Annotated in this window: 28 protein-coding genes; 9 read left to right on the forward strand and 19 right to left on the reverse strand. The window is 58.3% G+C overall.

Annotated features, from left to right (window positions below):
- The first annotated feature begins 139 nt into the window (after nt 1-139).
- Complete coding sequence (locus tag AKJ29_RS17355) at nt 140-1426, forward strand: uracil-xanthine permease family protein (RefSeq protein WP_055192789.1); 1287 nt, start codon at nt 140-142, stop codon at nt 1424-1426.
- A gap of 89 nt (nt 1427-1515) precedes the next feature.
- Here the strand turns inward: AKJ29_RS17355 and dld are convergent, their stop codons facing one another.
- From dld to AKJ29_RS17370, 5 genes are all read right to left on the reverse strand, one after another.
- On the reverse strand, nt 1516-3198 hold the full coding sequence (gene dld, locus AKJ29_RS17360; RefSeq protein WP_055192790.1) for a D-lactate dehydrogenase: 1683 nt from the start codon (nt 3196-3198) through the stop codon (nt 1516-1518).
- Nucleotides 3199-3212: 14 nt separating this feature from the next.
- Nucleotides 3213-3434, reverse strand: a complete 222-nt coding sequence (locus AKJ29_RS20455; protein ID WP_314732216.1) for a TRAP transporter large permease subunit — start codon at nt 3432-3434, stop codon at nt 3213-3215.
- Entirely contained in the window at nt 3422-3901 is a 480-nt protein-coding gene (locus AKJ29_RS20460) for a TRAP transporter large permease subunit (protein WP_314732217.1), read from the reverse strand. The genes AKJ29_RS20455 and AKJ29_RS20460 overlap by 13 nt, the downstream gene beginning before the upstream one ends.
- Nucleotides 3902-3911: 10 nt before the next feature.
- Entirely contained in the window at nt 3912-4340 is a 429-nt protein-coding gene (locus tag AKJ29_RS20465) for a TRAP transporter large permease subunit (protein WP_314732218.1), read from the reverse strand.
- Nucleotides 4341-4562: 222 nt separating this feature from the next.
- Complete coding sequence (locus AKJ29_RS17370; RefSeq protein WP_235477710.1) at nt 4563-5006, reverse strand: type 2 periplasmic-binding domain-containing protein; 444 nt, start codon at nt 5004-5006, stop codon at nt 4563-4565.
- Nucleotides 5007-5281: 275 nt separating this feature from the next.
- Between AKJ29_RS17370 and AKJ29_RS17375 the strand changes: the two genes are divergently transcribed.
- Together AKJ29_RS17375 and AKJ29_RS17380 are read left to right on the forward strand one after the other, a co-directional pair.
- Entirely contained in the window at nt 5282-6091 is an 810-nt protein-coding gene (locus tag AKJ29_RS17375) for a FadR/GntR family transcriptional regulator (RefSeq protein ID WP_235477722.1), read from the forward strand.
- Nucleotides 6092-6193: 102 nt separating this feature from the next.
- Nucleotides 6194-6841 carry an HAD-IB family phosphatase gene (locus tag AKJ29_RS17380; protein WP_055192791.1) on the forward strand — a complete coding sequence of 216 codons (648 nt, stop codon included), beginning with the start codon at nt 6194-6196 and terminating at the stop codon, nt 6839-6841.
- Nucleotides 6842-6884: 43 nt separating this feature from the next.
- On the opposite strand, the gene AKJ29_RS17385 is transcribed toward AKJ29_RS17380, so the two are convergent.
- Nucleotides 6885-7430 carry a VOC family protein gene (locus AKJ29_RS17385; protein WP_055192792.1) on the reverse strand — a complete coding sequence of 182 codons (546 nt, stop codon included), beginning with the start codon at nt 7428-7430 and terminating at the stop codon, nt 6885-6887.
- Nucleotides 7431-7898: 468 nt separating this feature from the next.
- On the opposite strand from AKJ29_RS17385, the gene AKJ29_RS20470 reads away from it, so the two are divergent.
- From AKJ29_RS20470 to AKJ29_RS17400, 3 genes are read left to right on the forward strand one after another with little or no spacing between them, the layout of a single operon-like run.
- Nucleotides 7899-8228 carry a transporter substrate-binding domain-containing protein gene (locus AKJ29_RS20470; protein ID WP_055192793.1) on the forward strand — a complete coding sequence of 110 codons (330 nt, stop codon included), beginning with the start codon at nt 7899-7901 and terminating at the stop codon, nt 8226-8228.
- A complete protein-coding gene (locus AKJ29_RS20475; protein WP_409360047.1) occupies nt 8200-8622 on the forward strand; it encodes a substrate-binding periplasmic protein in 423 nt (140 codons plus the stop codon). The genes AKJ29_RS20470 and AKJ29_RS20475 overlap by 29 nt, the downstream gene beginning before the upstream one ends.
- Before the next feature lie 52 nt (nt 8623-8674).
- Nucleotides 8675-9766: a M24 family metallopeptidase gene (locus tag AKJ29_RS17400; protein ID WP_139231338.1), complete on the forward strand. Its 1092-nt coding sequence runs from the start codon at nt 8675-8677 to the stop codon at nt 9764-9766.
- A gap of 262 nt (nt 9767-10028) precedes the next feature.
- Here the strand turns inward: AKJ29_RS17400 and AKJ29_RS17405 are convergent, their stop codons facing one another.
- The 5 genes from AKJ29_RS17405 to AKJ29_RS17425 form a co-directional block, all read right to left on the reverse strand.
- A complete protein-coding gene (locus AKJ29_RS17405; protein WP_055192796.1) occupies nt 10029-11003 on the reverse strand; it encodes a dipeptide ABC transporter ATP-binding protein in 975 nt (324 codons plus the stop codon).
- Nucleotides 11000-11992, reverse strand: a complete 993-nt coding sequence (locus AKJ29_RS17410) for an ABC transporter ATP-binding protein (protein ID WP_055192797.1) — start codon at nt 11990-11992, stop codon at nt 11000-11002. The genes AKJ29_RS17405 and AKJ29_RS17410 overlap by 4 nt, the downstream gene beginning before the upstream one ends.
- A 3-nt stretch (nt 11993-11995) precedes the next feature.
- Nucleotides 11996-12892, reverse strand: a complete 897-nt coding sequence (locus tag AKJ29_RS17415) for an ABC transporter permease subunit (protein ID WP_055192798.1) — start codon at nt 12890-12892, stop codon at nt 11996-11998.
- A 5-nt stretch (nt 12893-12897) separates the two neighbouring features.
- On the reverse strand, nt 12898-13905 hold the full coding sequence (locus AKJ29_RS17420) for an ABC transporter permease subunit (RefSeq protein WP_055192799.1): 1008 nt from the start codon (nt 13903-13905) through the stop codon (nt 12898-12900).
- 71 nt (nt 13906-13976) lie between these two features.
- Complete coding sequence (locus AKJ29_RS17425; RefSeq protein WP_055192800.1) at nt 13977-15572, reverse strand: ABC transporter substrate-binding protein; 1596 nt, start codon at nt 15570-15572, stop codon at nt 13977-13979.
- Nucleotides 15573-15851: 279 nt separating this feature from the next.
- On the opposite strand from AKJ29_RS17425, the gene AKJ29_RS17430 reads away from it, so the two are divergent.
- Both AKJ29_RS17430 and AKJ29_RS17435 read left to right on the forward strand, forming a co-directional pair.
- Nucleotides 15852-16490, forward strand: a complete 639-nt coding sequence (locus AKJ29_RS17430; protein ID WP_074963631.1) for a GntR family transcriptional regulator — start codon at nt 15852-15854, stop codon at nt 16488-16490.
- A gap of 109 nt (nt 16491-16599) precedes the next feature.
- Nucleotides 16600-17280, forward strand: a complete 681-nt coding sequence (locus AKJ29_RS17435) for a Crp/Fnr family transcriptional regulator (protein ID WP_055192802.1) — start codon at nt 16600-16602, stop codon at nt 17278-17280.
- A gap of 86 nt (nt 17281-17366) precedes the next feature.
- Here the strand turns inward: AKJ29_RS17435 and AKJ29_RS17440 are convergent, their stop codons facing one another.
- Nucleotides 17367-18332, reverse strand: a complete 966-nt coding sequence (locus tag AKJ29_RS17440) for a hypothetical protein (RefSeq protein ID WP_139231339.1) — start codon at nt 18330-18332, stop codon at nt 17367-17369.
- A 250-nt stretch (nt 18333-18582) separates the two neighbouring features.
- Between AKJ29_RS17440 and AKJ29_RS17445 the strand changes: the two genes are divergently transcribed.
- The gene (locus AKJ29_RS17445) at nt 18583-19251 is read left to right on the forward strand and encodes a GntR family transcriptional regulator (protein ID WP_055192804.1); all 669 of its coding nucleotides are present in this window, start codon (nt 18583-18585) and stop codon (nt 19249-19251) included.
- A 5-nt stretch (nt 19252-19256) separates the two neighbouring features.
- Here the strand turns inward: AKJ29_RS17445 and AKJ29_RS17450 are convergent, their stop codons facing one another.
- The 7 genes from AKJ29_RS17450 to AKJ29_RS17480 form a co-directional block, all read right to left on the reverse strand.
- Nucleotides 19257-19766 carry a hypothetical protein gene (locus tag AKJ29_RS17450; protein ID WP_139231340.1) on the reverse strand — a complete coding sequence of 170 codons (510 nt, stop codon included), beginning with the start codon at nt 19764-19766 and terminating at the stop codon, nt 19257-19259.
- 86 nt (nt 19767-19852) lie between these two features.
- Nucleotides 19853-20548, reverse strand: a complete 696-nt coding sequence (locus AKJ29_RS17455; protein WP_055192806.1) for a fumarylacetoacetate hydrolase family protein — start codon at nt 20546-20548, stop codon at nt 19853-19855.
- Nucleotides 20545-21381 (reverse strand): alkaline phosphatase family protein, encoded by an 837-nt coding sequence (locus AKJ29_RS17460; RefSeq protein WP_055192807.1) that lies wholly within the window; start codon nt 21379-21381, stop codon nt 20545-20547. The genes AKJ29_RS17455 and AKJ29_RS17460 overlap by 4 nt, the downstream gene beginning before the upstream one ends.
- A gap of 171 nt (nt 21382-21552) precedes the next feature.
- Complete coding sequence (locus tag AKJ29_RS17465; RefSeq protein WP_055192808.1) at nt 21553-23190, reverse strand: ABC transporter ATP-binding protein; 1638 nt, start codon at nt 23188-23190, stop codon at nt 21553-21555.
- On the reverse strand, nt 23187-24002 hold the full coding sequence (locus AKJ29_RS17470; RefSeq protein ID WP_055192809.1) for an ABC transporter permease: 816 nt from the start codon (nt 24000-24002) through the stop codon (nt 23187-23189). The genes AKJ29_RS17465 and AKJ29_RS17470 overlap by 4 nt, the downstream gene beginning before the upstream one ends.
- Entirely contained in the window at nt 23999-24955 is a 957-nt protein-coding gene (locus tag AKJ29_RS17475) for an ABC transporter permease (protein ID WP_055192810.1), read from the reverse strand. Before AKJ29_RS17475 ends, AKJ29_RS17470 begins: the two co-directional genes overlap by 4 nt.
- A 9-nt stretch (nt 24956-24964) precedes the next feature.
- Nucleotides 24965-26554: an ABC transporter substrate-binding protein gene (locus tag AKJ29_RS17480; protein WP_055192811.1), complete on the reverse strand. Its 1590-nt coding sequence runs from the start codon at nt 26552-26554 to the stop codon at nt 24965-24967.
- Nucleotides 26555-26668: the final 114 nt, after the last annotated feature.

The following is a 26668-nucleotide window of genomic DNA, read 5'->3' on the forward strand; positions in this document are numbered from 1 at the left end:
CAGGAAAATGCCATTTCCCCTCAACAAAGGCTGGATTTAGCGCCAACAATGCTTCAGAAGGGGGCAGTTTGTCGCGGCTCCAAGCGGGGCACAGACCCTGTATCGCGCACATATCACCCATTGAAGAAGTGAGGGGAAGATGACTGATACAACCGACGTTCGCGGGGCAAACGACCTGTCGAACACTGAATATTCCTTTGGCGCAAAACAGGCGCTGATCGGCGCGCAAATGCTGTTCGTGGCCTTTGGGGCCCTTGTGCTGGTGCCGCTTCTGACCGGGCTGGACCCGAGCGTGGCGCTGTTCACGGCGGGGCTTGGTACGCTGATTTTCCAGATCACCACCCGTGGCAAGGTGCCGGTCTTCCTGGCCTCATCCTTCGCCTTTATCGCACCGATCATTTATGGGGTGCAGACCTGGGGCATGGCTGCCACCACCGGGGGGCTAGCGGCCGCCGGTCTGCTTTATGTCGCACTCAGCTTTGCGATCCGCATTTTTGGCAGTGATTTCCTGCACAAGCTGCTGCCGCCGGTTGTGGTTGGTCCGGTGATCATGGTGATCGGCCTGTCGCTGGCGCCGGTTGCGGTCAACATGTCCACCGGTGTGGCCGGGGATGCGCAGATCGTGCCCAAGGGCATTGCCCTGATCCTTGCCGCGGTCTCGCTTGGGGCGACCATGATCACCGCCATTCTCGGCCGTGGCATCATGCGTGTGGTGCCGATCATTGTCGGTGTGATTGCGGGTTACGTCACCGCGCTCATCATCGGGGCGATCACCGGGGAAAGCCTGATCAACACCGCGCCCCTGGCAGGTGCCGCCTGGTTTGCGGTGCCGGGTTTCGTCGCGCCCGAGTTCAACCTTGCGGCCATCCTGTTCATCCTGCCCGTGGCCATCGCCCCTGCGATTGAGCATTTCGGCGATATCCTCGCAATCGGATCGGTCACCAAAAAGGATTACATTGAGAACCCCGGCATCCAGAACACCATGCTGGGCGATGGCCTTGCCACCACAGCGGCGGGCCTGCTGGGCGGTCCCCCCAACACCACCTATTCCGAAGTGACCGGCGCCGTGACCCTGACCCGCGCCTTCAACCCGGCGATCATGACCTGGGCCGCCATCTTTGCCATCGCACTGTCATTTGTGGGCAAGCTGGGCGGCGCACTTGGCACCATCCCGATGCCCGTCATGGGCGGCATCATGATCCTGCTCTTTGGGATGGTCACCGTCGTGGGCCTGACGGTTCTGATCCGCCTGGGCGATCATCTGCAGGACGCGCGCAACATGGTGATTGTCTCGACCGTGCTGATCATCGGCATCGGTGGGCTGACGCTGGAATTCGGAGATGGCTTCACCCTGGCCGGCATTGGCCTGTCCGGTGTGGCCGGGCTGGTCCTGAACCTGTTCCTGCCCCGTCAGAAACCCGAATAATCACAGCAATATCCAAAACCAGAACGCGCGCCCAACCGGCGCGCGTTTTCTTTTGTCTTCTTTTGTCCGAAACAGGAAACCCCCGGCACTTACCCGTAATTCTTCCGGCGCGACATCTTCCCGATCCCCGGATTCATTGAATTGGTGGGGTCGACGGATTTGTAAAACGCCGCAAGATCGGGTTTGGCCGGGTAAAGATGCCCCACGTTATGCTCCGCCGGGTATTCCGCCCCGCGCGCATCCAGGATCTTCAGCATCGCCGCTTTCAGCGCCTTGGGATCAGCCCCCTTTTTCACGATGTAATCCTGATGCAGCACATGACACATGAAATGGCCGTAATAGAGCTTGCTCACAAGCTGGTCGGAAATCTCGGCGGGCAGTTCTTCAAACCAGTCCCGGTCATTGCGGCGCAGAGCGATATCAAGCGCAAGGATGTCTTCGACCTCATCGCGATGCACATTCATATATCGCACCGCAGCCCCGGCAGCGGCAAAGCGGTGCAACCCGGCCATCTTGGCCTCACGCGGGTCACATTCGAAATAGTCCAGCCGCCCTTGCCCGGACATCTCCGCCAGCAGCGCCTGCGCCTCTTCAATGCCGCCATCGCGCATTTTCAGGATCAGGTGGTGGGGATACTGACCACGAAAATCACGCATCCGCGCAGGCAGGATATCCGGCCAGATCCGGGCAAGCATCTGCATGACCTTATCGGTGAAGTTTGCCATCCCCGGCACATTCGCCAGCCGCGCATCCACCGCGCCCTTCATGGCAAAGAACATCGGCAAGCGATCGGTGCCCAGCTTGTCGATCATCACCATCGTGTCCTTGCCGTAACGATCCGAGAGGTCAAACACCTCTTCATGCATGTATTCAGCCGACACCGGCAGCGTGTCGAAATCGGCCAGGATCCGGCGGCGCAGCTCTGTCAGGGCGGCGGTGTCCTTGGTGCCGACATAGAAGGTCCGCTCATCCGCATTCATCGGATAGGTATCGAGCCGCACGGCAAACACGGCAAGTTTCCCGGCACAGCCCGCGGCCTCGTAAAGGCGGGACTTGTCGGCGTTGAACCGCGCCGGTGTGTCCGCCTCCACATTCCGCACCCGGCGGGCATAATCCGTGTCCGACGCTTTGCGGTTGGAGCTTTCCAGATCCGCGGCAGAATAATCCCCCTGTTCCAACCGGGTCAGGATCTCTTCCGGGGTTTTGCCTAGGTTGATGCCCAGATGGTTGACCAGCTCCAGCCGCCCCTCTTCGGTAATGCGGGCAAAAAGGGAGAGCTCAGTATAGGACGGGCCGCGCTCAACCAGCGAGCCACCGGAATTGTTGCACACACCCCCCACCACGGACGCCCCGATGCAGGAGGAGCCTATCACCGAATGGGGCTGGCGGTTGAGCGGGGCGAGCAGTTTTTCCAGCGCAAACAAGGTGGAGCCCGGAAAGGAAATCACCTGCGTGCCATCCTTGATCAGCTGCAACCGATCCATGCGGCGCGTGTTGATCAAGACCACCTCGCGGTCATAGCGGCCCTTTGGAGTCGACCCTTCGGTCAGGCCCGTATTGGCCGCCTGCATGATCACGATCTTGTCTTCCGCCACGCAGGCCTCTAGCACGTTCCACTGTTCAAGCAGCGTGCCCGGCTGCACCACTGCCAGCGCCTCGCCCTCTCCTGAGCGAAACCCCTTGCGAAAACGTGCGGTGCGGCGCGCACCTGTGAGCACATGCCGGCGCCCACAGATTTTTTGCAATTGCGCGATGAGGTCCTGATCGGTCATGGTTCCACCTTTTCTTAATAGGCGACCGATGGCAACCAGGTTGCAAGCGCGGGCCAGAGGAAGACCAGCATCAGGCCCAAGAGCTGCAAGAGCACGAAGGGAATGATGCCCTTATAGATATCGGTCAGCTTGATTTTTGGCGGGCAGACCCCCTTGAGGTAAAAGAGCGCAAACCCAACCGGCGGCGTGAGGAACGAGGTCTGAAGCGTCACGGCCACAAGTATCACGAACCACACGAGGGCCGGTTCATCAATCGCCCAAATCCGGGGATATCCAGACCCAGCGCATTCACGATCGGGCGCATCAAAGGCAGCACAATCAGGGTGATCTCGATCCAGTCCAGGACAAACCTCAAAAGGAAGACGATGAAGAGGATCAGGAAGACCGTGCCATTGGCACCCAGCCCCGCGCCGTGGATCATATCTTCGATCAGCGCGTCGCCCCCCGGTTCGCGCAGCACATAGCTGAACACGGTTGCGCCAAGGAAAATCGCGAAGATATAGGCGGTGGTGTTGACGGTGGCCTTCAGCACATTCACCAGTTTGCGCAGCGTAAGCTTGCGATAACCAAGCGCCAGAAGGGTCGCGCCCAAGGCCCCCACGCCAGAAGCTTCGGTCGGCATGGTCAGGCCCGCAAAGATCGAGCCCAGCACGACGAGGATCAGGCCCAGCGTTGGCAGGACCGCAATCAACACATCTTTCACAGCGGCCCAGTCAGGGCGGGTTGCCCCCCTCGGGCACCGGGGCCACGTCGCGTTTGATCAGGGCGATCACGAAAATATAGGTCAGGTACAGCCCGCCGATGATCACACCGGGGAAGACGGCTGCCATGAACAGATCCCCCACCGACAGCGCCATCTGATCCGCCATGATCACCAGCATGATCGAGGGCGGGATGAGGATGCCCAGCGTGCCCGAGGCAGACACCACACCGGCCGCAAGGCTGGGCGAATATTTCTGCTCCATCATCGACGGCAGCGACAGAACACCCAGCAGCACAACGGAGGCGCCGATAATGCCGGTCGAGGCTGCAAGGATGATGTCGATCACCACATTGCCGATCCCTTTGACCGTCTTGTCGATGGCAACGGCAGCAACCTGCGTGTCACGATCCTCATCGTTCCAGGATGTGCTCATACACATCAATCAGATCCAGATCGGGATCATTCGGGGCGGGAATATTCTGGGTCACGTTCTGGGCCATGGGGCGTCCTCCTCAGAAACTTGCGCGCAAATGGCACGGCTCACAGGATGGAAAGGTCACAAACAAATGCGGAAAAAGGGGCGCGGCCTGAACGTGCCGCGCTAAGGTGTGGGGGCAGGTAGGCCACCGCCCCCCATTTGCCTTATTGGCGCAAGAATGGGTTACTTGCGCGGGAGGAAGGCATCTTCAACCCGGGCCTGGTCATACATTTCCTGATACAGGGTCATGCCGTTGCCATAGTAAAGCCACGCCATATATTCACCCGCTTCGGGGCCGAAGGGAACGGCCGAAAACAGCGGTGCGGCCGGGATCTTGCCGGCCCAGTGACCTGCGGTGGTGTAACCCGAATTGATCTTGCCCAAGCTGACCGCATCAAGGATTTCAAACGGCGGCACCAGCTTGCCCGGCTCATACACTTTCATCTTGAGCGAACCGCCCGACATGAGCTGCAGCTGTTCGGCCACACGCGGAATGGGCGATCCCAGGCCGGGCAGAGCGGTCGAGAACGCGATCGGGGTTTTCAACAGAAGTTTGTCAGCGGCTTCCGCAATCGGTGCGGTCAGCATGGTGGCGGCAATTGCCACCGATGTCAGGGTCTTTTTCATGTGTATCTCCTCCAAGATGCAAGCAGACCGCCTCCACGGCTGCCCTGTGCCATCGGGCACCCCTAAATTGGTTAATATTATTTACCATTAATTTATGTCAGCAAATTAATTTGCCAGCAAACCTTTTGACCCTATCCACGGCTCATGCCGGCCGGGTGGAAGACGAACCGGGAAATCCCCAAAAACCGATCCGCATCAGCGCATTGAAGCAAGAATTGCCGCAGGAATTTCCCCCAACTTTCCTTTGAGATCCGAGGCAAAAGCGGTAAAGATAAATGACAACCGGCACAGTTCAGGGGATGCAGGACATGGGGGATACAAGCCCGTTTGAGCAGGTGGGGCACGAATCGATTGCCGAAGCCGTGATGCACCAGATCGAGCAGATGATCGTCGACGGCATCCTGAAAGAAGGGCGCAAACTGCCCTCGGAACGTGAACTGGCCGAGGCGATGGGCGTCTCTCGTCCGAAGCTGCGCGAGGCATTGCAGACGCTGGAAAATCGCGGACTGGTCCATGTGCGCCATGGCGAAGGCACCTTCATCGCCACCCTTTCAGGCCGCGCCATGTCCCCTGCCATGCTGGCCCTTTATGCCCGCCATGGCAGCGCCTTTTACGACTATCTGGAATATCGCTCGGAACAGGAGGCGTTTGCCAGCCGCCTTGCCGCTGAACGCGCCACCTCCTCTGACAAGGAACGTCTGAAGGATATCATGAACGATCTTCAGGCCGCGTGGGAAACCGGCGATGCCGAGGCCTCAAGCGAGGCCGATCTCGCGCTGCATGTGGCGGTGGTGGATGCCAGCCAGAACACCACGCTGATCCACATGATGGGCTCAATCTACGACCTCACCCGACAGGGGATTTTCTACAATCGCAAATTCCTGCGCACGACGGACGGGAGCGGACGGATGCTTCTGGATCAGCACCGCGAGATTGTGCATTCCATTCTGGACGGCGACCCGGACCGCGCGGAAAAGGCAGCGCGCGACCATCTGAAATTCGTGGAAACCAGCTTTCGCCTCGGTCAGGAGCAAAAGCTGCGCGAAGAGCGTGCCGCCAAGAGACGGCAACTGTCGCGGGACTGACGTTTGGAAACGGGAACATGCCGCTGCTGGCGGTGACAAAGCTGTCTTTGGGTGCTAATTCAGCGGCGCCTCAGACCCAACCGGGCCTGTTGGCACGACGGAATGAACCTGAACAAAGGGGCGGGGCGCACATTGGCACAGGATGTCAAATATGTCTTTGATCTGGACGGCACCCTGACACGGGTGGAAACCCTGCCGTTGATCGCGCGCCATTTCCATATTGAGGAAGAGATTGCCGAGCTGACCGAACGCACCATTCGCGGCCACATTCCGTTTGAAGACAGCTTTCTGAAACGGGTTGGGATCCTCGGGCTGTTTCCCGTGAATGAGGTGGATCAGCTGCTGGCGGATATCCCTTTGTTCGAGGGGCTGCTTGAGTTCATTCAGCGCCGGCAAAGTGACTGCATCGTCGCCACGGGCAATCTGGATGTCTGGATTTCCACCCTGCTCATGCGCTTTGGCTGCCAGGTCCACAGCTCGTGCGGGCAGGTTGTTGATGGCAAGGTGTCGGGCGTCACACATATCCTGCGCAAGGCCGATGTCGTGGCGGATTTGCAGGCCCGCGGCAATTATGTGGTTTTTGTGGGCGACGGGGACAATGATGCCGGGGCAATGCGCCTGGCAGACCTGTCAATTGCCTGTGGGCTCGTGCATGAACCAGCCGAAGCGGTGATTGCCGCCGCTGATCACATCGCATATCGCGAGACACGGCTGCTTGACCTGCTGGCAGACATTACCACCCCGGCCTGACCCTAAAGAAAAAGAGGGCCGCAGCCCCCTTTTCCCATCCGGATCAGCCGTCTTTGTTCAGCTCTTTCGCGTGCAGCCAATCGGCGTGTTTGGGCGCCTTTTTGGTCACGGACCATTCGTTCAGCATGTCCCATTTCACCTCATCCATGCGCTTCAGCATGGCTTCTTCTTCCGGGTCCGGACAGGCCAGTTCGACACGATGCCCGTTCGGGTCGAAGAAATAGATCGAGTGGAAGATCGAATGATCAGTCACGCCGAGCACTTCAACACCATTTGCTTCCAGATGCTCTTTGAACTCGATCAGCGTGGCGCGATCTTTCACCTTGAAGGCGATATGCTGCACCCAGATCGGCGTATTCAGATCCCGGCCCATCTCCGCTTTTGTCGGCAGCTCAAAAAAGGCAAGCACATTGCCCATCCCCGCATCCAGGAAGATGTGCATATAGGGGTCGGGTTCATGGGTCGAGGGCACATGGTCTTCGGCAATCGCCAGAATGAAATCCATGTTCAGCATTTTTCCATACCATTCCACGGTCTCTTTGGCGTCTTTGCAGCGATAGGCAACGTGGTGGATCTGTTCGATTTTCATGGGTGCGGTCTCCTCTCCCGGCGGCCATTCTTAACGGGTGCACTATCGGGATCCATGTGGCGCCTGTCAAGTTCATTTCATTTGCAACGAATGATTCGGCCATTCTGCAGAATTAACAGATCCTACTTCGCGCTACGCGACAGCAGCCCCAAAACCCCAGTGATTAAAAACAGAACGACGTTCGTCGAAACGCTGCAAGAAATATCAATGTCGTGGGCGTTTCGGGGCAAACATGTGTCTCAAGTTTATCCCGAAACGCTTTAATATCTGCCCCCTTAACAAGTCGATACTGGCGCCCCCCGACCGTGTATCTCGCTGTCATTTATTCAAATTGTGGATCAAATCCGTTTCCCGTTGCTCAAAGGATTGCATCATTTCCTCCTGTTTCTCCAAGTTTCAAGCTAGCGGCACCTTAAAAAAGGAAAAGGGAGAGCGATCACATGGGGCACCGCCCCAAACCGCCCCCTGATGCTCGAACGCATCCCGGCTACCGAAGGGTTCAAAGGGTACGAAATCGACGTGATTACCGAGCTGGCCAAGGATCTTGAAGTTGAGCTGGAATTTGTTCCAACCGACTGGAAGACGCTGGTGAATGAGATTGTCGCAGGCAAATATCACATGACCGGATCCGCTTCGATCTCCCCCTCCCGGATGAAAGTGGCGGAGTTCTCTATCGCCTTATATCTCGCTGCAGATCGGGCCTTACACAACCAAAGACAAGCTGGGCCGGTTCACAGATTTCGCCTCGATCAACGCACCGGACGTGAAAGTGGCAACCACCCTGGGCACCTCATTTGAGAAAATGGTGCGGGACTGGTTCCCAAACGCAGATATCAAGGTGGTCGAGGCCCCGGCACGCGGGTATCAGGAAGTGATCTCTGGCCGGGCTGACGTCTTCATCACCTCAAATATCGAAGGCGCCACGCTGACCGAGAAATTCCCCCAGATCCGCCGGATGGAGGTCGACGCCCCCGCGCGCCCAACACCGATCGCCATGATCCTGCCGCAGGCTGGTCAGGTCTGGATCAACTATGTGAACAACTGGATCAAGCTGAAACAGGAAAAGGGGTTCTTTGCGGCCACCGCCGCCAAATGGGCCTTCAGTAAAAAACGCATAAAATCTGCGCTGCGAAACGGGGGCTTCGGCCTCCGGTTTTCTTGCACACATCAATTGGATCCAAAATCCACTTGACGAAACCACCCCGTCATGCGCCCATGACCCACGATCATATGAAGGACTGCTGATGGACTACTCCGCCCGCCTGACCCGCCTGCACCATAAAATGCATGACACCGGAACCGACTTGGTGGCCGTGGGGCCAACCAGCCACCTGGCCTGGCTGACCGGGCTGGATCCGCACGGGGATGAGCGCCCGGTGCTGTTGCTGATCACACAGGATCAGGCCGAGTTTCTGATGCCTGCCCTCAATGCCGACAGCGTGCGCCAGCACACCGCGCTGCCCTTCACCACCTGGAAAGACGCTGATGGACCGCACGGCGCACTGGAGGATATCCTCACCCGCCTCACCCTACCCGCCCGGCCGAAACTGGCTCTGGACGAAATGATGCGCTCCGACTTCTCCTTCCTGCTTCTGGACAAGCTGCCGGGGGCCACGCACGGTTTTATGCAAGACACAATCGGTGCGCTGCGAAAGATCAAGGAACCCGCCGAATATGATGCGCTGAAAGCAAGTCACCTTGTCAACGACATCGCTCTGACCCGCGCCTTTGACGGGCTGCAAGACGGGATGAGCGAAGAGGACGTGGCCGCGATCATTGCCGCCACCTACGCCGAACATGGCGCAGAGGTCGAGTTCATCAACGTGGCCTTCGGCCCCAACGGCGCCTTCCCCCACCACCACACTGGCCCAACCACACTCAGCCAAGAGATGGCCGTGCAGATTGATTGCGGGTGCCGCCACATGGGATATCCCGCCGACAACACCAGATGCGGCTGGTTCGGCACACCAACCGATCACTACAAAGAGATTTTTGCCATCGTCGAACAGGCTGTCAAAGCCGGATTGGCCGCAGCCAGACCCGGCGCAACCTCGGGCGACGTCGACAAGGCCGCACGGGACGTGATCATTGCCGCAGGTTACGGCAAAACCCTCGCGGCCCGCGTTGGCCACGGGCTGGGGCTTGATCTGCATGAAAAGCCCGACATCGTGTCAAACTCAGATGTCGTGCTCGAAGAAGGCAATGTCTTTTCGATTGAACCCGGTATCTACCTTCTTGATCAGTTCGGCATCCGCCTTGAAGAGATTGTAATCCTGCGCGCCACCGGCCCCGAGGTTTTTTCCAACCTCCCCCGCGACATGATCATCCGCAGCTGAGCCATCTTTCTTCTTGCCAGAAATACTTCGGGGTGAGCCGCGCAAGCGGCGAGGGGCAGCGTCCCTCAGGCTCACGAAGTGAGCCACCAAAAGCGCGCTGGAACGTAAGTAAAAGCGCCCTCTACCCCACCCGTTGCGCCCGCGCCTTTTCTCCCTACGGTCGACAGGCTTTGGGGTGGCTCAAACCTGCGGTTTGAGCCTGTGCCTCCGGCGGAGGTATTTGGGGCAAGAAAAAAGGGCGCCGGTTGGCACCCCTTTCACTTTAGGTCGCACCGTTCTCCGGGTGGAAACAGGCAAACCGATGTGCGCCATCACTCATATCCGGGCGTGAGGCACGACAGTTTTCCGTGGCCTTCCAGCAACGTGGGTTAAAGGCACAGCCAACGGGCACATTGAGCGGTGAGGGCAGCTCTCCCTCCAGTTTGATCCGCTCCTGTCGGCGGGTCGGATCGGCCATGGGGGTCGCGGACAAAAGTGCCTTGGTATAGGGGTGGCGCGGATTTTCGAACACTTCTTCCTTGGCGCCTTGCTCCACCGGTTTGCCCAGATACATCACGATCACATCATCTGCGAAATGACGCACCACTGAGAGGTCGTGGCTGATGAAAAGGTAGGCCAGGTTGAACTTGTCCTGCAGATCGGTGAGCAGGTTCAGAACCTGCGACTGGATCGAAAGGTCCAGAGCCGAGACAGGTTCATCAAGGACCAGGATTTCCGGCTCAAGCATCAGCGCCCGGGCCACTGCGATCCGCTGCCGTTGTCCGCCCGAGAACATATGCGGGTAGCGGTTGAAATGCTCGGGGCGCAGCCCCACCAGTTCCACCATTTCCCGTGCCCGGCGTTCGCGCTCTTCAGCGGAGACCTCCGGGCGGTTCAAAAGCAGCGGTTCCATCAGGATCTTGCCGATGGTCTGTCGTGGATTGAGCGAACCGTAGGGGTTCTGGAACACGATCTGCACCTTGGCGCGCAGCACCTTATCGCGCAGTTCATCACCGGGCTGGATGTCCTGCCCGTCAATGGAAAATGACCCCGAGGTCGGTGTGTCGATCATGGTCACAAGGTTGGCGAGGGTGGATTTCCCACACCCACTTTCCCCCACCACGGCAAGGGTGCGGCCGGGCACCAGCTCAAAGCTGGCGCCATCCAGCGCGCGCACGGTGTGGGGTTGCCCAAACAGGCCAGATTTCACCTCGAAATGGCGGCGCAGGTCGGTTGCGGTCAGGATCGGGGCGCTCATGCCGGGACCTCCTTGATTTCTTGTGGTTCACCCTGCTCAAGCGGGCGGTGACACAGGGCCTTGCCCAGATCCGCATGGGCCGCGACCGGCGGTTTGGTGCGGCACAGGTCATCGGTAAAGGCGCAACGGGGCGAGAACAGGCAGCCCTGCGGGCGGTCAAACTGCCCCGGCACCACCCCCGGAATGGTCGGCAGATGCCGCCCGGTGGCCCGTTCCGGCAGGGCCGCAAGCAGGGCCGCCGTATAGGGGTGATGCGGGTTGGCAAAGAGTGCGTTCACCTCCTGCTCTTCCACCCGCTGGCCGGCATATTGCACGCTGACACGTTCCACGGTTTCCGCAACCACACCCATGTCATGGGTGATCAGAATGAGCGCCATGCCCTCGGTCTTTTGCAGGTCGATGAGCAGGTCAAGGATCTGCGCCTGGATGGTCACATCAAGCGCGGTGGTTGGTTCATCCGCGATCAACAGCTTGGGTTTGCACGCGAGCGCCATGGCGATCATCACCCGCTGGCTCATCCCCCCCGAGAGCTGGTGCGGGAACACGTTCAGGCGCTTCTTCGGGTCGGGGATGCCGACTTGCTCCATCAGCTCCACCGCGCGGGTTTGCCGTTCAGCCCGGCTCAGATCGGTGTGCTGGCGCAGCACCTCTTTGATCTGAAAGCCAACCGTATAGCAGGGGTTCAAGGATGACATCGGTTCCTGGAAAATCATCGACACATCTTTGCCGATGATCTTGCGGCGCGCTTTCGGTGACAGGGTCAGAAGGTCCTTTCCATCAAACTCCATCTTGTCGGCAGTGATATTGGCGGTCCAGGGCAGCAACCCCATCATGGCGAGCATCGACACGGACTTACCGGAGCCGCTTTCGCCCACAATGGCAACCAATTCGCCTGCATCCACAGTCATGTCGACGCTGTCCACCGCACGGAAAGGCCCGTTTGCGGTGCGAAACTCGACAGTGAGGTTCTTAATCTCGAGAAGGCTCATGCGTCAGCTCCGTTTCAGCTTGGGATCAAGCGCATCGCGCAGCCCGTCGCCCATCAGGTTGATGGCCAGAACGGACACGAGGATGCAGACACCGGGCAGGGTGACCACCCACCAGGCACGCAGGATGAACTCTCGCGCCTCGGCAAGCATGGTGCCCCATTCCGGCGTGGGGGGCTGCGCACCCATGCCAAGGAAGCCCAGGGCCGCCGCGTCCAGAATGGCGGTTGAGAACGACAACGCAGCCTGCACGATGATCGGCGCCAGACAATTGGGCAGCACGGTCACGAACATGGTGCGCAGACGACCTGCGCCTGCCACTTTGGCAGCGGTCACGTAATCCTTGGTGCGTTCCGAGATAACCGCAGCGCGGGTCAGGCGCACGAAATGCGGCTGCAGAACCAGCGCGATGGCGATCATGGCGTTGATCAGGGACGGCCCAAGAATGGCCACCAGCACCAGCGCCAGAAGCAGCGACGGGAAGGACAGGATGATGTCCATCAGGCGCATGATCAGCGTATCGACCCATTTCGGTGCAAAGCCCGAGATCACGCCGATGATCACCCCGAAGAATGAGGCGATCGACACAACAATCACACCGATGAAGAACGAGAACCGTGCGCCGTGCAGCAGGCGCGACAGCATATCGCGGCCAAGCGGATCGGTGCCCAGAAGGAACTCGGCTGATCCGCCTTCCTGCCAGAATGGCGGCTGCAACAGGTGGTCACGGAACTGTTCGTTCGGGGCATAGGGGGCAATCAGCGGGGCAATCAGGGCGATGATGAAAAACGCCATGAACACATACATGCCGATCACGGCACCCCGGTTTTCGCGGAAATAGCTCCAGAACTCGCGAAGAGGGCTGGGCGGCTGCATCGTTTGGGTTGCGGAGGTATCGGTCATCTCGCTCAGCCCTTTCTGATTTTCGGGTTGATCCAGCCGTAGAGCACATCCACGGTCAGGTTCACGATCATGATGATGGACGCAATCAGCAAAAGCCCGCCCTGCACCACCTGGTAGTCACGGCGGAAAATACTGTCGACCATCCATTTGCCGATGCCCGGCCAGGAAAAGATCGTTTCAGTCAGGATCGCACCGGCAAGAAGCGTGCCGACCAGAAGGCCGATCACGGTCACGACAGGAATAAGCGCATTTCGCAGCGCGTGCTGGCCGTTCACCCGCAAGGGTGACAACCCCTTGGCCTTGGCAGTGCGCACATAGTCTTCTCCCAGCACTTCCAGCATGGCCGACCGTGTCTGGCGCGCAATCACGGCCAGCGGGATGGTGGCCAGCACAATGGTCGGCAGGATCAGGTGGCTCACGGCGGAGGCAAACGCACCTTTCTGTCCCGACAGGAAACTGTCGATCAGCATGAAGCCGGTCACTTCGTCAAAGAAGTACAGGAACGAGATCCGCCCTGAAACAGGCGTCCAGCCCAGACCGGAGGAAAACACGATGATGAGCAGCAGCGCCCACCAGAAAATTGGCATGGAATACCCGATCAGCGCACCGGTCATCAGTGCCTGATCAAAGAACTTGCCCCGGTTGACCGCTGCAATCACACCTGCCGGAATGCCCACCACAATGGCCAGAATGATCGCACAGATCGACAGTTCCAGCGTTGCCGGGAACAGCGCAAAGAACTCGGACACAACAGGTTTCTTGGTCACGAAAGACGTGCCCAGATCGCCCTGCATGACGCCCCAGAGATAGTCGACATATTGTCGCCAGATCGGTTGATCGAAACCGAACTGTTTGACCAGCTCAGCATAACGTTCTTCGCCGACACCCCGTTCCCCTGCCAAAAGCAGGATCGGGTCTCCGGGAAGCAGGCGGATGAAAAGGAAAGAGACGATCGTCACCCCGATGAACGTGGGCACGAAGGTCAGCAGTCTGCGCAGCAGAAAGGACAGCATGGTTGTGGCTCGCTTGAACTGGCGAGGCCGGGCGCATGATGCGCCCGGCCCTTATTTCGTTGAAAAACTTATTATTTTTCGAGACTTACACCGTAGAAGATGTGACCACCCAGCGGGTCGATCTTATAGCCTTTAACTTCATTGCGCAGCGGCATGTGCACGATCGAGTGTGCGATGGTTGCCCAGGGCGCTTCACGCTTGAACACAACCTGCGCTTCTTCATAAAGCGCGGTGCGCTTGGCCGGATCGCTTTCCTGCTTGGCCTGTTCGATCAGCGACTGGAACTCATCGTTACACCATTGCGCGCGGTTCGAGCCACCTACACCGTCACAGCCCAGCAGAACGGCCAGGAAGTTGTCGGGGTCGCCGTTGTCACCGGTCCAGCCCAGCAGAACGGCACCGTCACGGTCCTTGTCTTTCGAACGCGACAGGTATTCACCCCATTCGTAAGACACAACCTCGGCCTGCACACCAACCTTGCTGAAATCTTCCTGGATCAGCTCAGCCATGCGACGGGCATTTGGGTTATAGGGACGCTGCACCGGCATCGCCCAGATCTTCATCGACAGATCGCTTACACCGGCGGCTGCCAGCATCTCTTTCGATTTCACCGGATCATAGGGATCGTCAACGATCGCGTCATTATAGGACCAGATCGTCGGCGGGATCGGGTTCTTGGCGATTTTACCGGCACCCTGGAACACCACGTCAATGATGGCCTGCTTGTTGATCGCCATGTTCAGCGCCTTGCGCACTTCCGGCTTGTCAAACGGCGCAACCAGCGCGTTGTACGCCAGATAGCCCACGTTCAGGCCCTCCTGCTCGGTCAGATTGATGTCAGCATCCGCACGCATGGCGTCAATGTCAGCCGGGTTCGGGTAAGGCATGACGTGGCATTCGCCCGCTTTCAGCTTTTGATACCGCACAGCCGCATCCGGGGTGATCGCAAAGATCAGGTTGTCCACATCCGCCTTGCCGCGGAAGAAGTCCGGGTTGGCGGCATAGCGCACCACGGCGTCTTTCTGATAGCCCACAAACTGGAACGGACCGGTGCCCACCGGCTGCTGGTTCAGGTTCTCAGGCGTGCCAGCGGCCAGCATCGCATCTGCATATTCTTTCGAAACGATCGACGCGAAATCCATGGCCAGGTTCGAAACCATCGGCGCTTCGGGGCGCGTCAGCACGAATTTCACAGTCATGTCGTCGACTTTTACGATCTCTTTGATCAGCGACGGCATCGACATGCCGTTGAAATATTCCCAGGTGCCACCCGACACTTTGTTATACGGGTTCGCTTCGTCACTTTGGCGTTCAAACGTGAAGATCACGTCGTCAGCATTCATGTCACGGGTCGGGGTGAAGTAGGGGGTGGAGTGGAATTTCACACCCGAACGCAGGTGGAACGTATATTCCAGACCATCCTCGGAAACGTCCCAGCTCTCGGCCAGTCCGGGGATCACATTGGTGGTGCCGGTTTCAAATTCGGTCAGACGGTTATAGATCGCCTTTGATGACGCATCAAACGTGGTGCCCGAGGTGTAAAGTGCTGCGTCAAAGCCTTCCGGTGAGCCTTCCGAACAATAGACCAGCGTACCACCAGCCAGGGCTGTCGACGCAGTCATGATTGCGGCTGCAGCAAAGCCGGCCAGCGTGAATTGTTTTTTCATGAGTTCCTCCCAATCAGGTCTACGCGCCAAACGGCGCGGAATGGGGGCAGCTTATGAGGAAGATTAACGCAAATCAACACTGATATATCAGCAAAATATTTGCGGTGTTAACATGCGCTTACGCAATATTGTTACCGCCGCCATGGGGTATTTTGATCTTTTAACAAACCACTCACCAAAAAGTGATTCACTTAATCTAACGGAAAGGTCTTCAAAATTGCGGCGTTACTGATATATTAGTGACACGCCAACATGCGGCCAGCAGCCGGAATCAACCCCATGTCCAACCCGCCCAATCTTGCCGCCCAGGCCTATCTCGCGATCGAGGAACGGATCGTGACGTTGGTGCTGGAACCCGGATCGCTGATTTCCGAACGCAGTCTGATTGACATGATCGGGCTGGGCCGCACCCCCGTGCGCGAGGCGATGCAACGGCTGTCCTGGGAAGGGCTGATCGAAGTGCGCCCGCGGGCCGGGATCAAAATTGCCGATATTCGCGCCGAAGATTGCGCCAAGGTCACGGAATTGCGGCAGGTGCTGGAACCACGGCTGGCCCGGTCGGCCGCGCGTTTCGCCACCCCCAATCTGCTGGATGACATTCAACAGTACCGGCAAATGATGCTGGACAGCCTGCCAGATCAGGATGCCTCACTTTACCTCAAAGCGGATAAAGGGTTTGACGAGGCCCTGATGGGCGCGGCCGAAAACCCCTATCTGACCAATATCCTGGCCCCCCTGCAAACCCATTCGCGCCGCTTCTGGTTTCGCTATTTCTCCCGCGACAGCATGGAGCGTCTGGCACAGGGCCATATTGCGGTCATGGATGCGGTTCTGACCCGCGATGACCTGCGCGCCTTCCAGCAAATGGAAACCCTGATGGGTGTCGTGGCCAGCCACGCTCAGGCGTTAAAAGATTGATTTTGCAAGCCTCTTTCAGCTGAGAAGCCAATTTGAAAATTTTGATCTGCGTCAATTCACCGATACACTTCACACGTTAAGATATTCCTCTAACCTCAAGGAATACCCCATGCGCGAAAAGCCCACCAACACCCTGGCGTCACTTCCGTTCTTTTCCCAGTTGTCCCCCCATGTACGCGCCTGCCTGATCAAGAAATCCACCATCCGCAGCCATAAGCGCGGAGAGCTTATCGCCCTGCAAGGCGATCTGAACCCCACGTTGAAAATTGTGATCTCTGGCTGGGTCAAGCTTTACCGCCTTATCCAAAGCGGAGAAGAGGCAACCTTGGCGATGCTGAAACATGGTGAAAGTTTTGATGAGGTGCCCGCCCTGTCCTCAAGCGCCGCCTTTCAATCCTCGGAAGCAATCACCGACTGCTCGGTGCTGCATCTCGACCCCAGCGCAATCTGCACCTGCAAGAATGCCTTTGCGGAACTGCATCTTGCTGTGCTGCGGGCCGCACATGATCACGCCCATGGCATGATCCACCATATCGAGCAGCTGAAAGGCCAGACCGGGGCACAACGCCTGTCCGGTTTCCTGCTGGACCTGATCGGCGCGAATGATGGCGGAGAAGAGCTGACCCTGCCCTTTGGCAAAAAGGTTCTGGCCAGCAAGCTCGGCATGAAACCGGAAAGCCTGTCGCGCGCATTTCGCCAGCTAAAACCCTTCGGGGTGGCCAGCCAGGATCGGAAAGTGCATCTGGGCAATGTGGCAGGTCTGCGAAACTTCTTTCAGGAATGTGCCTGATCCGTTTGCCCATTGAAGGCTGACCTGAGCCAAACAAAAAGCCCCGGCCAGTTCGACCGGGGCTTTGATATGTCCTGAGTATCGGATCAGGCGGTTTCGTCGTCCGAGGAGCCGTCACCCTCTTCCGCGTCACCCTCACCGTCTTCCGTATCGCCATCGGCGACCTCTTCGGCGGCTTTCTCCTGCAACTCCTGATATTCCCCTTCGAGCCGCTCCATCTGGCCATCGACCCAGTCCCGCATCTCGTCGGTCACATCGGCATCCGTCACGGTTTTGTTGCCGGTTGCATTCAGACCATCCACGATGGCCTGATCAAGGGAGGCATCAAGCTCGGCTGCCTGCTCTTCCTGAGCAGCCTTGGCGGCTTCCAGTTCTGCCTCTGTAGTTTCAATTGCCGCCTGCGCGTCTTCCCAACCTTGCCGGGCCTCTTCATAGGCTGCCATCGCGTCATTGTAAGCCGCTTCATCTTCATAGGCACCGGCATCAGGTGCCACCGGCTCTTCGATATCCTTCATCCGCTCCAGCTCGGCTTCCATCTCTTCGATCTCGGCTTGCTGCTCCATATAGGCGGCCTTGGCCTCAAGATAGTCGCGGAACCCTGCCATCTTGGGATCAGAGCTGTTCATAAGCCCATTGATGTTGCGGTTGAGCGAATTGAGCCCCCCCAGCTGCGCGCGAATGTTCTTGGGCTTAACGGCGGGTCGGACAGAAGATTTTGGGGCCGTTTTACGGGGGGCTTTTGTCGCCGCCTTGGGTGCGGGCGCGCCAGAAGATTTTGCGCCGCCGGATTTGGAACCTTTTGCGCTCCAGTCCTTGCGACCGCCACCTTTACCACCGCGATCTTTGCCATCACGATCCTTGCCACCGCGGTCACCACGGTCGCCGCGGTCACCACCACCGCCGCCACCATTGCCACCGCCATTACCGTTCTTGGCATGGGCCGCTCCGATTTGTGCGGTGGATCCATCCAATGTGTCTGACACCAGTTCGGGTGCCATCAGTCCAACTGCGGACAGAACCATTACTCCGACAATACCTTTCAGGGGGCGCATACGTCTTTCCTCCGATTCGCATCTTTGGAACTGTTTTGTCATAAAAATAGGGCATGCTTGAGGCACCCCCAGCCTTTCGGATAGGTCTTGGCGAAGCTCTGCCGATTGCCGGCCATTCCCTACCGTTTTTCGCTGATACGGGTTTTCGAACGACCTGCGGGAAAATTGGATCCAACATGCAATTTTCACCCTCCAACTCTCTTCATCTGAGCGAAGCAACCTGCTAGCCTCTCTGAAAACGTGAGGGAACATGCAGCTCAAGTCAGTCGATCCAGTTGATATCTCCAAAACGGCCTCTGCCGCCTCGATCATCTTCAACGCGTTGAAGAAGGCGATCATCGAAGGGGATCTGGAGGAAGGGGCGCCGCTGCGCCAGGATGAGATTGCCCGCATGTTCAACACGTCCCGCATACCGGTGCGCGAAGCGATCTCACGGCTGGAAGAACACGGGCTGGTCAAGTCGCAGCGTTATAAGGGGGCGGTGGTCTCTGGCCTCTCAGCGGAGGAAGCGGACGAGATCTTCGATTACCGGTCCCTGCTTGAACCCCATGTGATCCGCGCAGCCGTGCCCAACATGACCCCGGCCATTCTGACCAAGGCCCGCGCCTATCTTGAGGCATTTGCCAAATCGGAAGATCCGATGGAATGGGGCAACCTGAACCGGCAGTTCCACGCAACACTCTATAATGCATCCGGCCTGAGCTTTCATCTGGAGGCCATCGAGAGCGCGCTGGACCGGATTGACCGATATCTGCGCGCGCAACTGGTTCTGAGCGACGGCATGATCCGCGCCAATGATGAGCATATCCGCATTCTGGCCGCCTGCGAACGGGGCGACGCGGACACCGCCGCAGAGCTGACCCGCCAGCACATCCTCGGATCCAAAGACAGCCTGCTGAAGAACCTCAGCAAGTTGTAACGCATCTATTGCCCCAACATGGCCCCGGCAAAGGGTGGGGTTTTCAGTAGCACGGTAAAGCTGGTCGCCCCATTGATGCTGAGGACACGAAATTGTGGTGCCCCCCAGTAAGCAGCCTCCTCTCCTTTTTCTTTGCAGGTTAGCGATGAAAACCTTGTGACGTGTCGCCGGATATCACACGGCGAAGTCTGATCTGTAGCTGTCATTTCGATTTTCACATCCGTTTCGGTTTCGCGGGTAACAAAAATCCGAATTGCATGACTTGGCTTGTCACTCAGCGTAACACGTTCGTATAAAATCATAGCCCGATCCTGTAGACACATGGGCAGGTATGATACCTCAGCCGTTTCGCCCACCAAAATATCGGAAAGAAAACGGCTGCCATCCAGACGTTGAATGTCCTTTCTCTCCATATCCACCACAAAGCCCCCTTCTGCACCGGCAGCGGTCGGCAGAAATAGCCCGGACATGAGGACCGCAATGATCGCAAAGGACCGCATGAATACCTCTTTCATTTCAATACACCGTCACCATGACGGGGTATTGGTTAATTCGAGGTTTCACCATTCAAAGGAAGTGCGATGCACGGGCGGGGTGGCCGTCAGGCAGGTGCAGAAATACGGGTGGTCAACTGCCCTAGCCCGTCAATCTCGACCCGGCAGACATCCCCCGGCACAAGCTGCCCGACCCCTGCCGGCGTGCCGGTCATGATCAGATCCCCCGGCTGCAATCTCACCATCTCCGACAAAAACGAAATCACGTCAGACACCGACCAGATCATGTCCGAGAGGTCTGCCTCCTGCCGGGTTTCGCCATTCACGCTCAGGGCGATGCGCCCCAATAGGGGATGCTGTCCGCCCTTTACCGGATGGACCGGGCCGATCGGCGCAGAGAGGTCAAACCCTTTCGCCATGTCCCATGGGCGCCCCATTTCCTTCGCCACCGCCTGCAAATCGCGGCGGGTCAGGTCGTTACCGATGGCGTAGCCGAACACATGCTCCAGCGCGGTGCCGGACGGGATATTTGCCCCGCCCTGCCCAATCGCCACCACCAGCTCGGCCTCGAAATGCAGGGTCTTCGTGGCGGGCGGATAGGGGATGTCCACCCCGTCGCCCACCAGAGCATCCGCGGGTTTCGAAAAGAAAAACGGCGGTTCACGCTTGGGGTCATGGCCCATCTCGCGCGCATGGGCGGCGTAGTTGCGGCCCACACAAAAGATACGCCGCACAGGGAATTGATCCTCGGTCCCGACAACAGGCAGCGCAGGGCGCGGCGACGGGGCAAACACCCAACTCATTTCAGAAACACCTTGCCTTTCATCGTCTCGGCAATCGGGGCCCCCATCAACGACAACACGGTGGGGGCAAGCTGGGTCTGGCACAGGATTTCGCTGTCATCCGCCACCTCGGCATCCCCGAAATAATAAAGCGCCACGTCCTGCTGAACATCCTCATGACCGCCATGATGCCCGCGATCCGACTGGCCGTGATCAGCGGTGACAATGATGTCATAGCCCAGATCACGCCAACGCCGGATGAACGGCGCCATCTGCTCATCGAGGGCAAAACAGCCATGATCCATCTCATGACATTCATGGCCAAAACGATGCCCCATACTGTCAAGGGTGCAGGTGTGCAGGATGCCGTAGTCAATGCCCTTACGCTCACACAGCATGGTCAGCGTGGCAAACAGGTCGGTGTCGGCGGGCGTGGTCTGGTTGATCAGGTTATAGCCGGTCATGGTGTGGAACCGGCCATGGTTGATCGTGTCGCTTTCCGGCTCATCATACTCAATGTCGCGCACCACGTCGAAGGGCGCACGGTTGAAGAACTCGGACCAGAAAGAATGGGTCACCGCCCCGGTCACGCCCCCCGCCTTGCGCACCTGAGAAAAGATATCATCGTGGGACAGGCGAAACACATTGTTGTTGCCGGTGCAGCCATGTTCCTGCGGGGTCACACCGGTATGGATCGACGCATAGCAACTGGCCGAGGTCGAAGGCAGCACCGCGCGCATTGTAAAGCGCTTCGCCTCGCCTGACTGCGCCCAGCCTTCCATATTGCCAAACAGCTTGAGCCAATTGCGAAGCGGAACCCCGTCGATGATGAGCAGCAGAAGTTTTCTATCCATATCAACGCCTTTCCCATTGCGCATTTCGTTCCGGTCAGATTGGGCGGTGGTGTCGCTGATTTATGTAACAGACACGCCAAAAGCCGGTCGGTTTTGACCATTCCAAAAGAAAACCGGGGGCAGCGGTCGGACGCCCCCGGTCGATTTTCACCCGATCAACTGACCCACAGATCAGTTCCCGGCGCTTTCCATCTTGCGATGGGAAATCACCTCTTCCAGCCAGCCCAGACGCATTTCCGGCACCGAGCTGAGCAGCAGGTCGGTGTAGTCGTCAAACGGCGGGCTGAGCACCTCGGCCTTGGTGCCATAGCGCACCACCTTGCCCTGATACATCACCGCAATACTGTCGGCGATCGCCTTGACGGTCGCCAGGTCATGGGTGATGAACAGATAGGCCACATCCTCAATTTTCTGAAGGTTTTCCAGAAGCTTGAGGATGCCGTCCGCAACCAGCGGATCCAGCGCCGAGGTCACCTCGTCACAGATGATCACCTTGGGTTTGGCGGCCAGCGCGCGGGCAATGCAGACACGCTGCTTCTGCCCGCCCGACAGTTCCGCCGGGTAGCGATCCATAAAGGCTTCGCCCAGTTCGATCTCGTCCAGAAGCTCAATGATCCGCTTGCGCTTTTCCTTGCCCTTCATGCCGAAATAGAACTCCAGCGGACGACCGATGATGGTGCCGACGGTCTGACGCGGGTTCATCGCCACATCCGCCATCTGATAGATCATCTGCAACTCGCGCAGGTCCTCGCGCGAGCGCCCTTCCAGATCCGATGACAGTTCGCGACCATCAAAGATGATCCTGCCATCACGCGGCGGCAGAAGGCCGGTGATCACCCGGGCGGTGGTGGATTTGCCCGAGCCACTTTCGCCCACAACCGCAAGGGTCTGGCCGGGATGCAGATCCATCACCACATTGTGCAGCACGTCGAAACTGGTGCCCTTGTAGCGCGCGGTCACATTCTCAACCCGCAACACAGGATTATCCGTGGGCGGTTTGCCCTCATGCTGGGTCGAGCGCACCGACACGAGGTCACGGGTATACTCTTCCTGCGGGTTGTTGATGATCTGATCGGTGGTGCCATGTTCCACCATGTCACCCATCTTGAGCACCATGATTTCATCTGCCACCTGCGCCACAACAGCCAGATCGTGGGTGATGTAGAGCGCGGCAACGCCGGTGTCCCGGATCGCGTCCTTGATCGCCATCAGCACGTCGATCTGCGTGGTCACATCCAGCGCCGTGGTGGGTTCGTCGAACACCACCAGATCCGGTTCCGGGCACAGGGCCAACGCGGTCATGCAGCGTTGCAGCTGACCACCCGACACCTGGTGCGGATAGCGGTCCCCGATATTTTCGGGATCCGGCAGACCAAGCTTGCTGAACAGCTCCACCGCGCGGGCTTCGGCGTCCTTTTTCGAGAACTTGCCCGCGTGAAGGGACGCTTCAACCACCTGCTCCATGATCTTCTTGGCCGGATTGAAGCTCGCCGCCGCAGATTGCGACACATAGGTCACTTCAAGCCCACGCAGCTTGCGCAGATCGCGAAGATTGGTGTGCAGGATTTCCCGCCCATTGACCCAAACCTCGCCGCCGGTGATCTCAACCCCACCACGGCCATACGCCATCGAGGCGAGGCCAATGGTGGATTTGCCAGCGCCACTTTCCCCGATCAGGCCAAGCACCTTGCCCTTCTCCAGCTCAAATGACACGCCATGCACGATCTCGATATCCTGGGGCTTTTCACCCGGCGGATAAATCCGTGCCCCGATCTTCAGGTCTTTGACTTTCAGAAGTGTCTCGCTCATCCGCGGCCCCCTTTCAGGCTGGTGGTGCGGTTGAGCACCCAGTCGGCCACAAGGTTCACGGAAATCGCAAGCGTGGCGATGGCGACGGCAGGCACAAGGGCTGCCGGGATGCCATAGACAATCCCGTCTTTGTTTTCTTTCACGATGCCGCCCCAGTCCGCATTTGGCGGTTGCACGCCAAGGCCAAGGAACGACAGGGTCGAGACAAACAGAACGGCGAAGATGAAGCGCAGCCCCATTTCGGCCACGAGCGGAGACAACGCGTTGGGCAGGATTTCACGGAAGATGATCCAGCGATTACCCTCGCCGCGCAGCTTGGCCGCTTCGACGAAATCCATCACATTGATATCCACCGCAACGGCACGCGCCAGGCGATAGACACGGGTGGAATCCAGCAGACCCATCACGACAATCAGGATCGGCAGGGTCACCGGCATCACGGACAGCACCACAAGGGCAAAGATCAGCGTCGGGATCGACATGATCAGGTCAACGAAACGCGACAGAACCTGGTCAATCCAGCCTCCGATCACAGCCGCGCTAAAGCCCAGAATCGACCCGGTGACAAAGCTGAGGATGGTGGCGGCGGTTGCGATGAAAATCGTCGTCTGCCCACCATAGATCATCCGCGTCAGCAGATCGCGACCGATGTTGTCAGTGCCAAGCAAATGTTCAGCCGAGGCAGGTTCCCAGACATCCCCCACAATCTCGGTCATGGAATAGGGCGCAATCCAATGGGCGAAGATCGCCATGAAGAAATAGAGCCCGGTGAAAAACAGGCCAATCAAGGCCGCAGGAGGTATTCTCATCATTTCGGATGCCTCAGCCTTGGATTTGCCAGAATGGACACGATGTCAGCCACCATGTTGAGCCCGATATAGACGGCGGCGAAGATCAGGCCACAGGCCTGCACAACCGGCACGTCACGTTTGGCCACATGGTCCACGAGGTATTGGCCCATGCCCGGATAGACAAAAACCACCTCGACCACGACAACACCAACAACCAGATAGGCCAGGTTCAGCATCACCACGTTCACAACCGGCGCAATCGCGTTCGGAAACGCATGGCGCGCAATCACCTGAAAGCTGGTCAAACCCTTCAGTTCCGCCGTTTCGATATAGGCAGACTGCATCACGTTCAGGATCGCGGCGCGGGTCATACGCATCATATGTGCCAGAACCACCATGGTCAGAACGGTCACCGGCAACGCAATGGCCGAAAGCTTTTCGCCCAGCGACATGCTGTCATAGATCGTCGAGACGGTCGGAGCCCAGCCCAGCTTTACCCCGACATAGAACATCAGCACGTAACCGATCAGAAACTCGGGCACCGAAATCGAGGCGAGCGTTACCGCCGAGATCAGCTTGTCCGGCCAGCGTTCACGATAGCGCACCGCCAGAAGGCCAAGGAAAATGGCCAGCGGCACGGCCACGACAGCGGCCCAGAACGCAAGGAACAGGGTGTTCTTCAGGCGTCCGCCCAGACTGTCGGCAATGTCACGCCCGTTGGTCAGCGCGGTCCCAAGGTCCCCCTGCATCACGCCGAACAGCCAGTTGAAATATCGTTGAGTTGCGGGAACATCCATGCCGAGTTCCTTGCGCAGGTTGGCAAGGCTTTCCGGCGTGGCGGCCTGCCCCAGAATGCTCTGGGCCACGTCGCCTGGCAGGATCGTGGTGCCGACAAAAATCAGCACCGACGCCGCAAGAAGAAGCAGGGTGCTCAGCGCCAAGCGCTGAGCCACCAGTTTTAAGATGGGATGCATGTGGGGTCCTTATGCATCCAGCCAGCATTTGACGGGCGCATACATATTCATCAGGAAATTGTTTGGGTCATCCTCATACCCCATAACCTGCTTTGACACGCCGTCCACGAAATCGTTGAACATCGGAGCAATCAGGCCGCTTTCGTCACGCACCAGCTGGCCCATACGCGAATACATCGCCTTGCGCTTGACCGGATCCAACTCGCCCCGCGCCTTGATCAGCAGATCATCGAACTCTGCGTTGTTGAAGCGGGTGTCGTTCCAGTCCGCCTGCGAGTGGTAAGCGGTGGTGTACATCTGATCCTGCACCGGGCGACCCGACCAGTAAGACGCACAGAACGGTTTGTTGTTCCAGACTTCCGACCAGTAACCATCCGACGGTTCACGCTTGATTTCCAGCGGGATACCGGCGGCAGCGGCAGATTGCTGGAACAGCTGGGCGGCATCGACCGCGCCTGCAAAGGCGGCATCCGACACACGCAGGATGATCGGCGAACCATCATGGCCGGACTTTTTGTAAAGCTCGGCGGCCATTTCCGGGTCGTATTTGCGTTGCTCAATCGTATCGTCAAACAGCGGGTAAGATGCGTTGATAGGCATATCATTTCCAACAGACCCAAAGCCGCGCAGGATCTTTTCAACCATTTCCTCGCGGTTGATCGCGTATTTCAACGCCATACGCAGGTCTTTGTTGTCAAACGGTGCGGTGTTCGAATGCATGATGAACACATAGTGGGCGCGACCGGCAACATTGCGCACTTCTAGGTTCGGCGCACGGTTCAGCAGGCTGGCCACTTTCGGATCCACCCCGTTGACCATGTGCACCTGCCCCGATTGCAGGGCGGACATACGGGCGGTGTTGTCGTTGACGACCAGCACCTCAACTTCATCCACATGGCCGCGGGTGTCATCCCAGTAGTTCGGGTTTTTCTTGAAGGCGTGGCGCACGCCCGGTTCATCCACCTCGACCATGTAAGGGCCGGTGCCGACACCTGCGGTCGGATTGTCGAACCCACCGTCCGGCTGCACAACCAGGTGCCAATCCGCCATCAGATAGGGCAGGTCAGCGGTCGGGTTTTCCATTTTTACGACAAAGTCGTTGCCATCAACGCTCAGGCTTTCGATGCCTTGCAGCACGCCCAGCGCACCGGATTTGGATTCTTCATTGGCGTGGCGCTCAACAGTGCGCTTGAGGTCTTCGGCGGTCATGGTCTTACCATTATGGAATTCCACACCCTCACGGGCCGTGAAACGCCACTCGCGCGCATCCGTTGAGCTTTCAATGCTTTCGGCCAGGCGCAGCTCGATCTCACCCGTGGCTGAGACATCCACGATCTGGTCACCATAAAGGCGCAGGTTCATACCGGGAACCTGAGTGGCCGCGACGGCCGGATCAAGCGTGTTGGTGCTTTCACCCCCCAAACTACCGACCTTCATGGTGCCGCCTTTCTTTGGCCCCTCGGCAAGCGCAGCGGTAGACAGCATCGACCCGGCTGCGGCAGCAGAAACGCCAAGCGCAGAAGCACGCCCCATAAAATCACGGCGCGACATCTTTCGTTGAGCCACGCGTTTGGACAGGTATTCGAGTTCGTTGGACATTTATTTCTCCCTAGATCGAGGTCAGTTCGACCTACATGTTTTTCTTGCTGTCTGATCAAAACTTTGCTCAGAAGTTAGCGAATGACAAGGGTCGTAACCGACTAGCGATGTCAT

This window comes from Aliiroseovarius crassostreae (assembly GCF_001307765.1).
GTDB lineage: Bacteria > Pseudomonadota > Alphaproteobacteria > Rhodobacterales > Rhodobacteraceae > Aliiroseovarius > Aliiroseovarius crassostreae.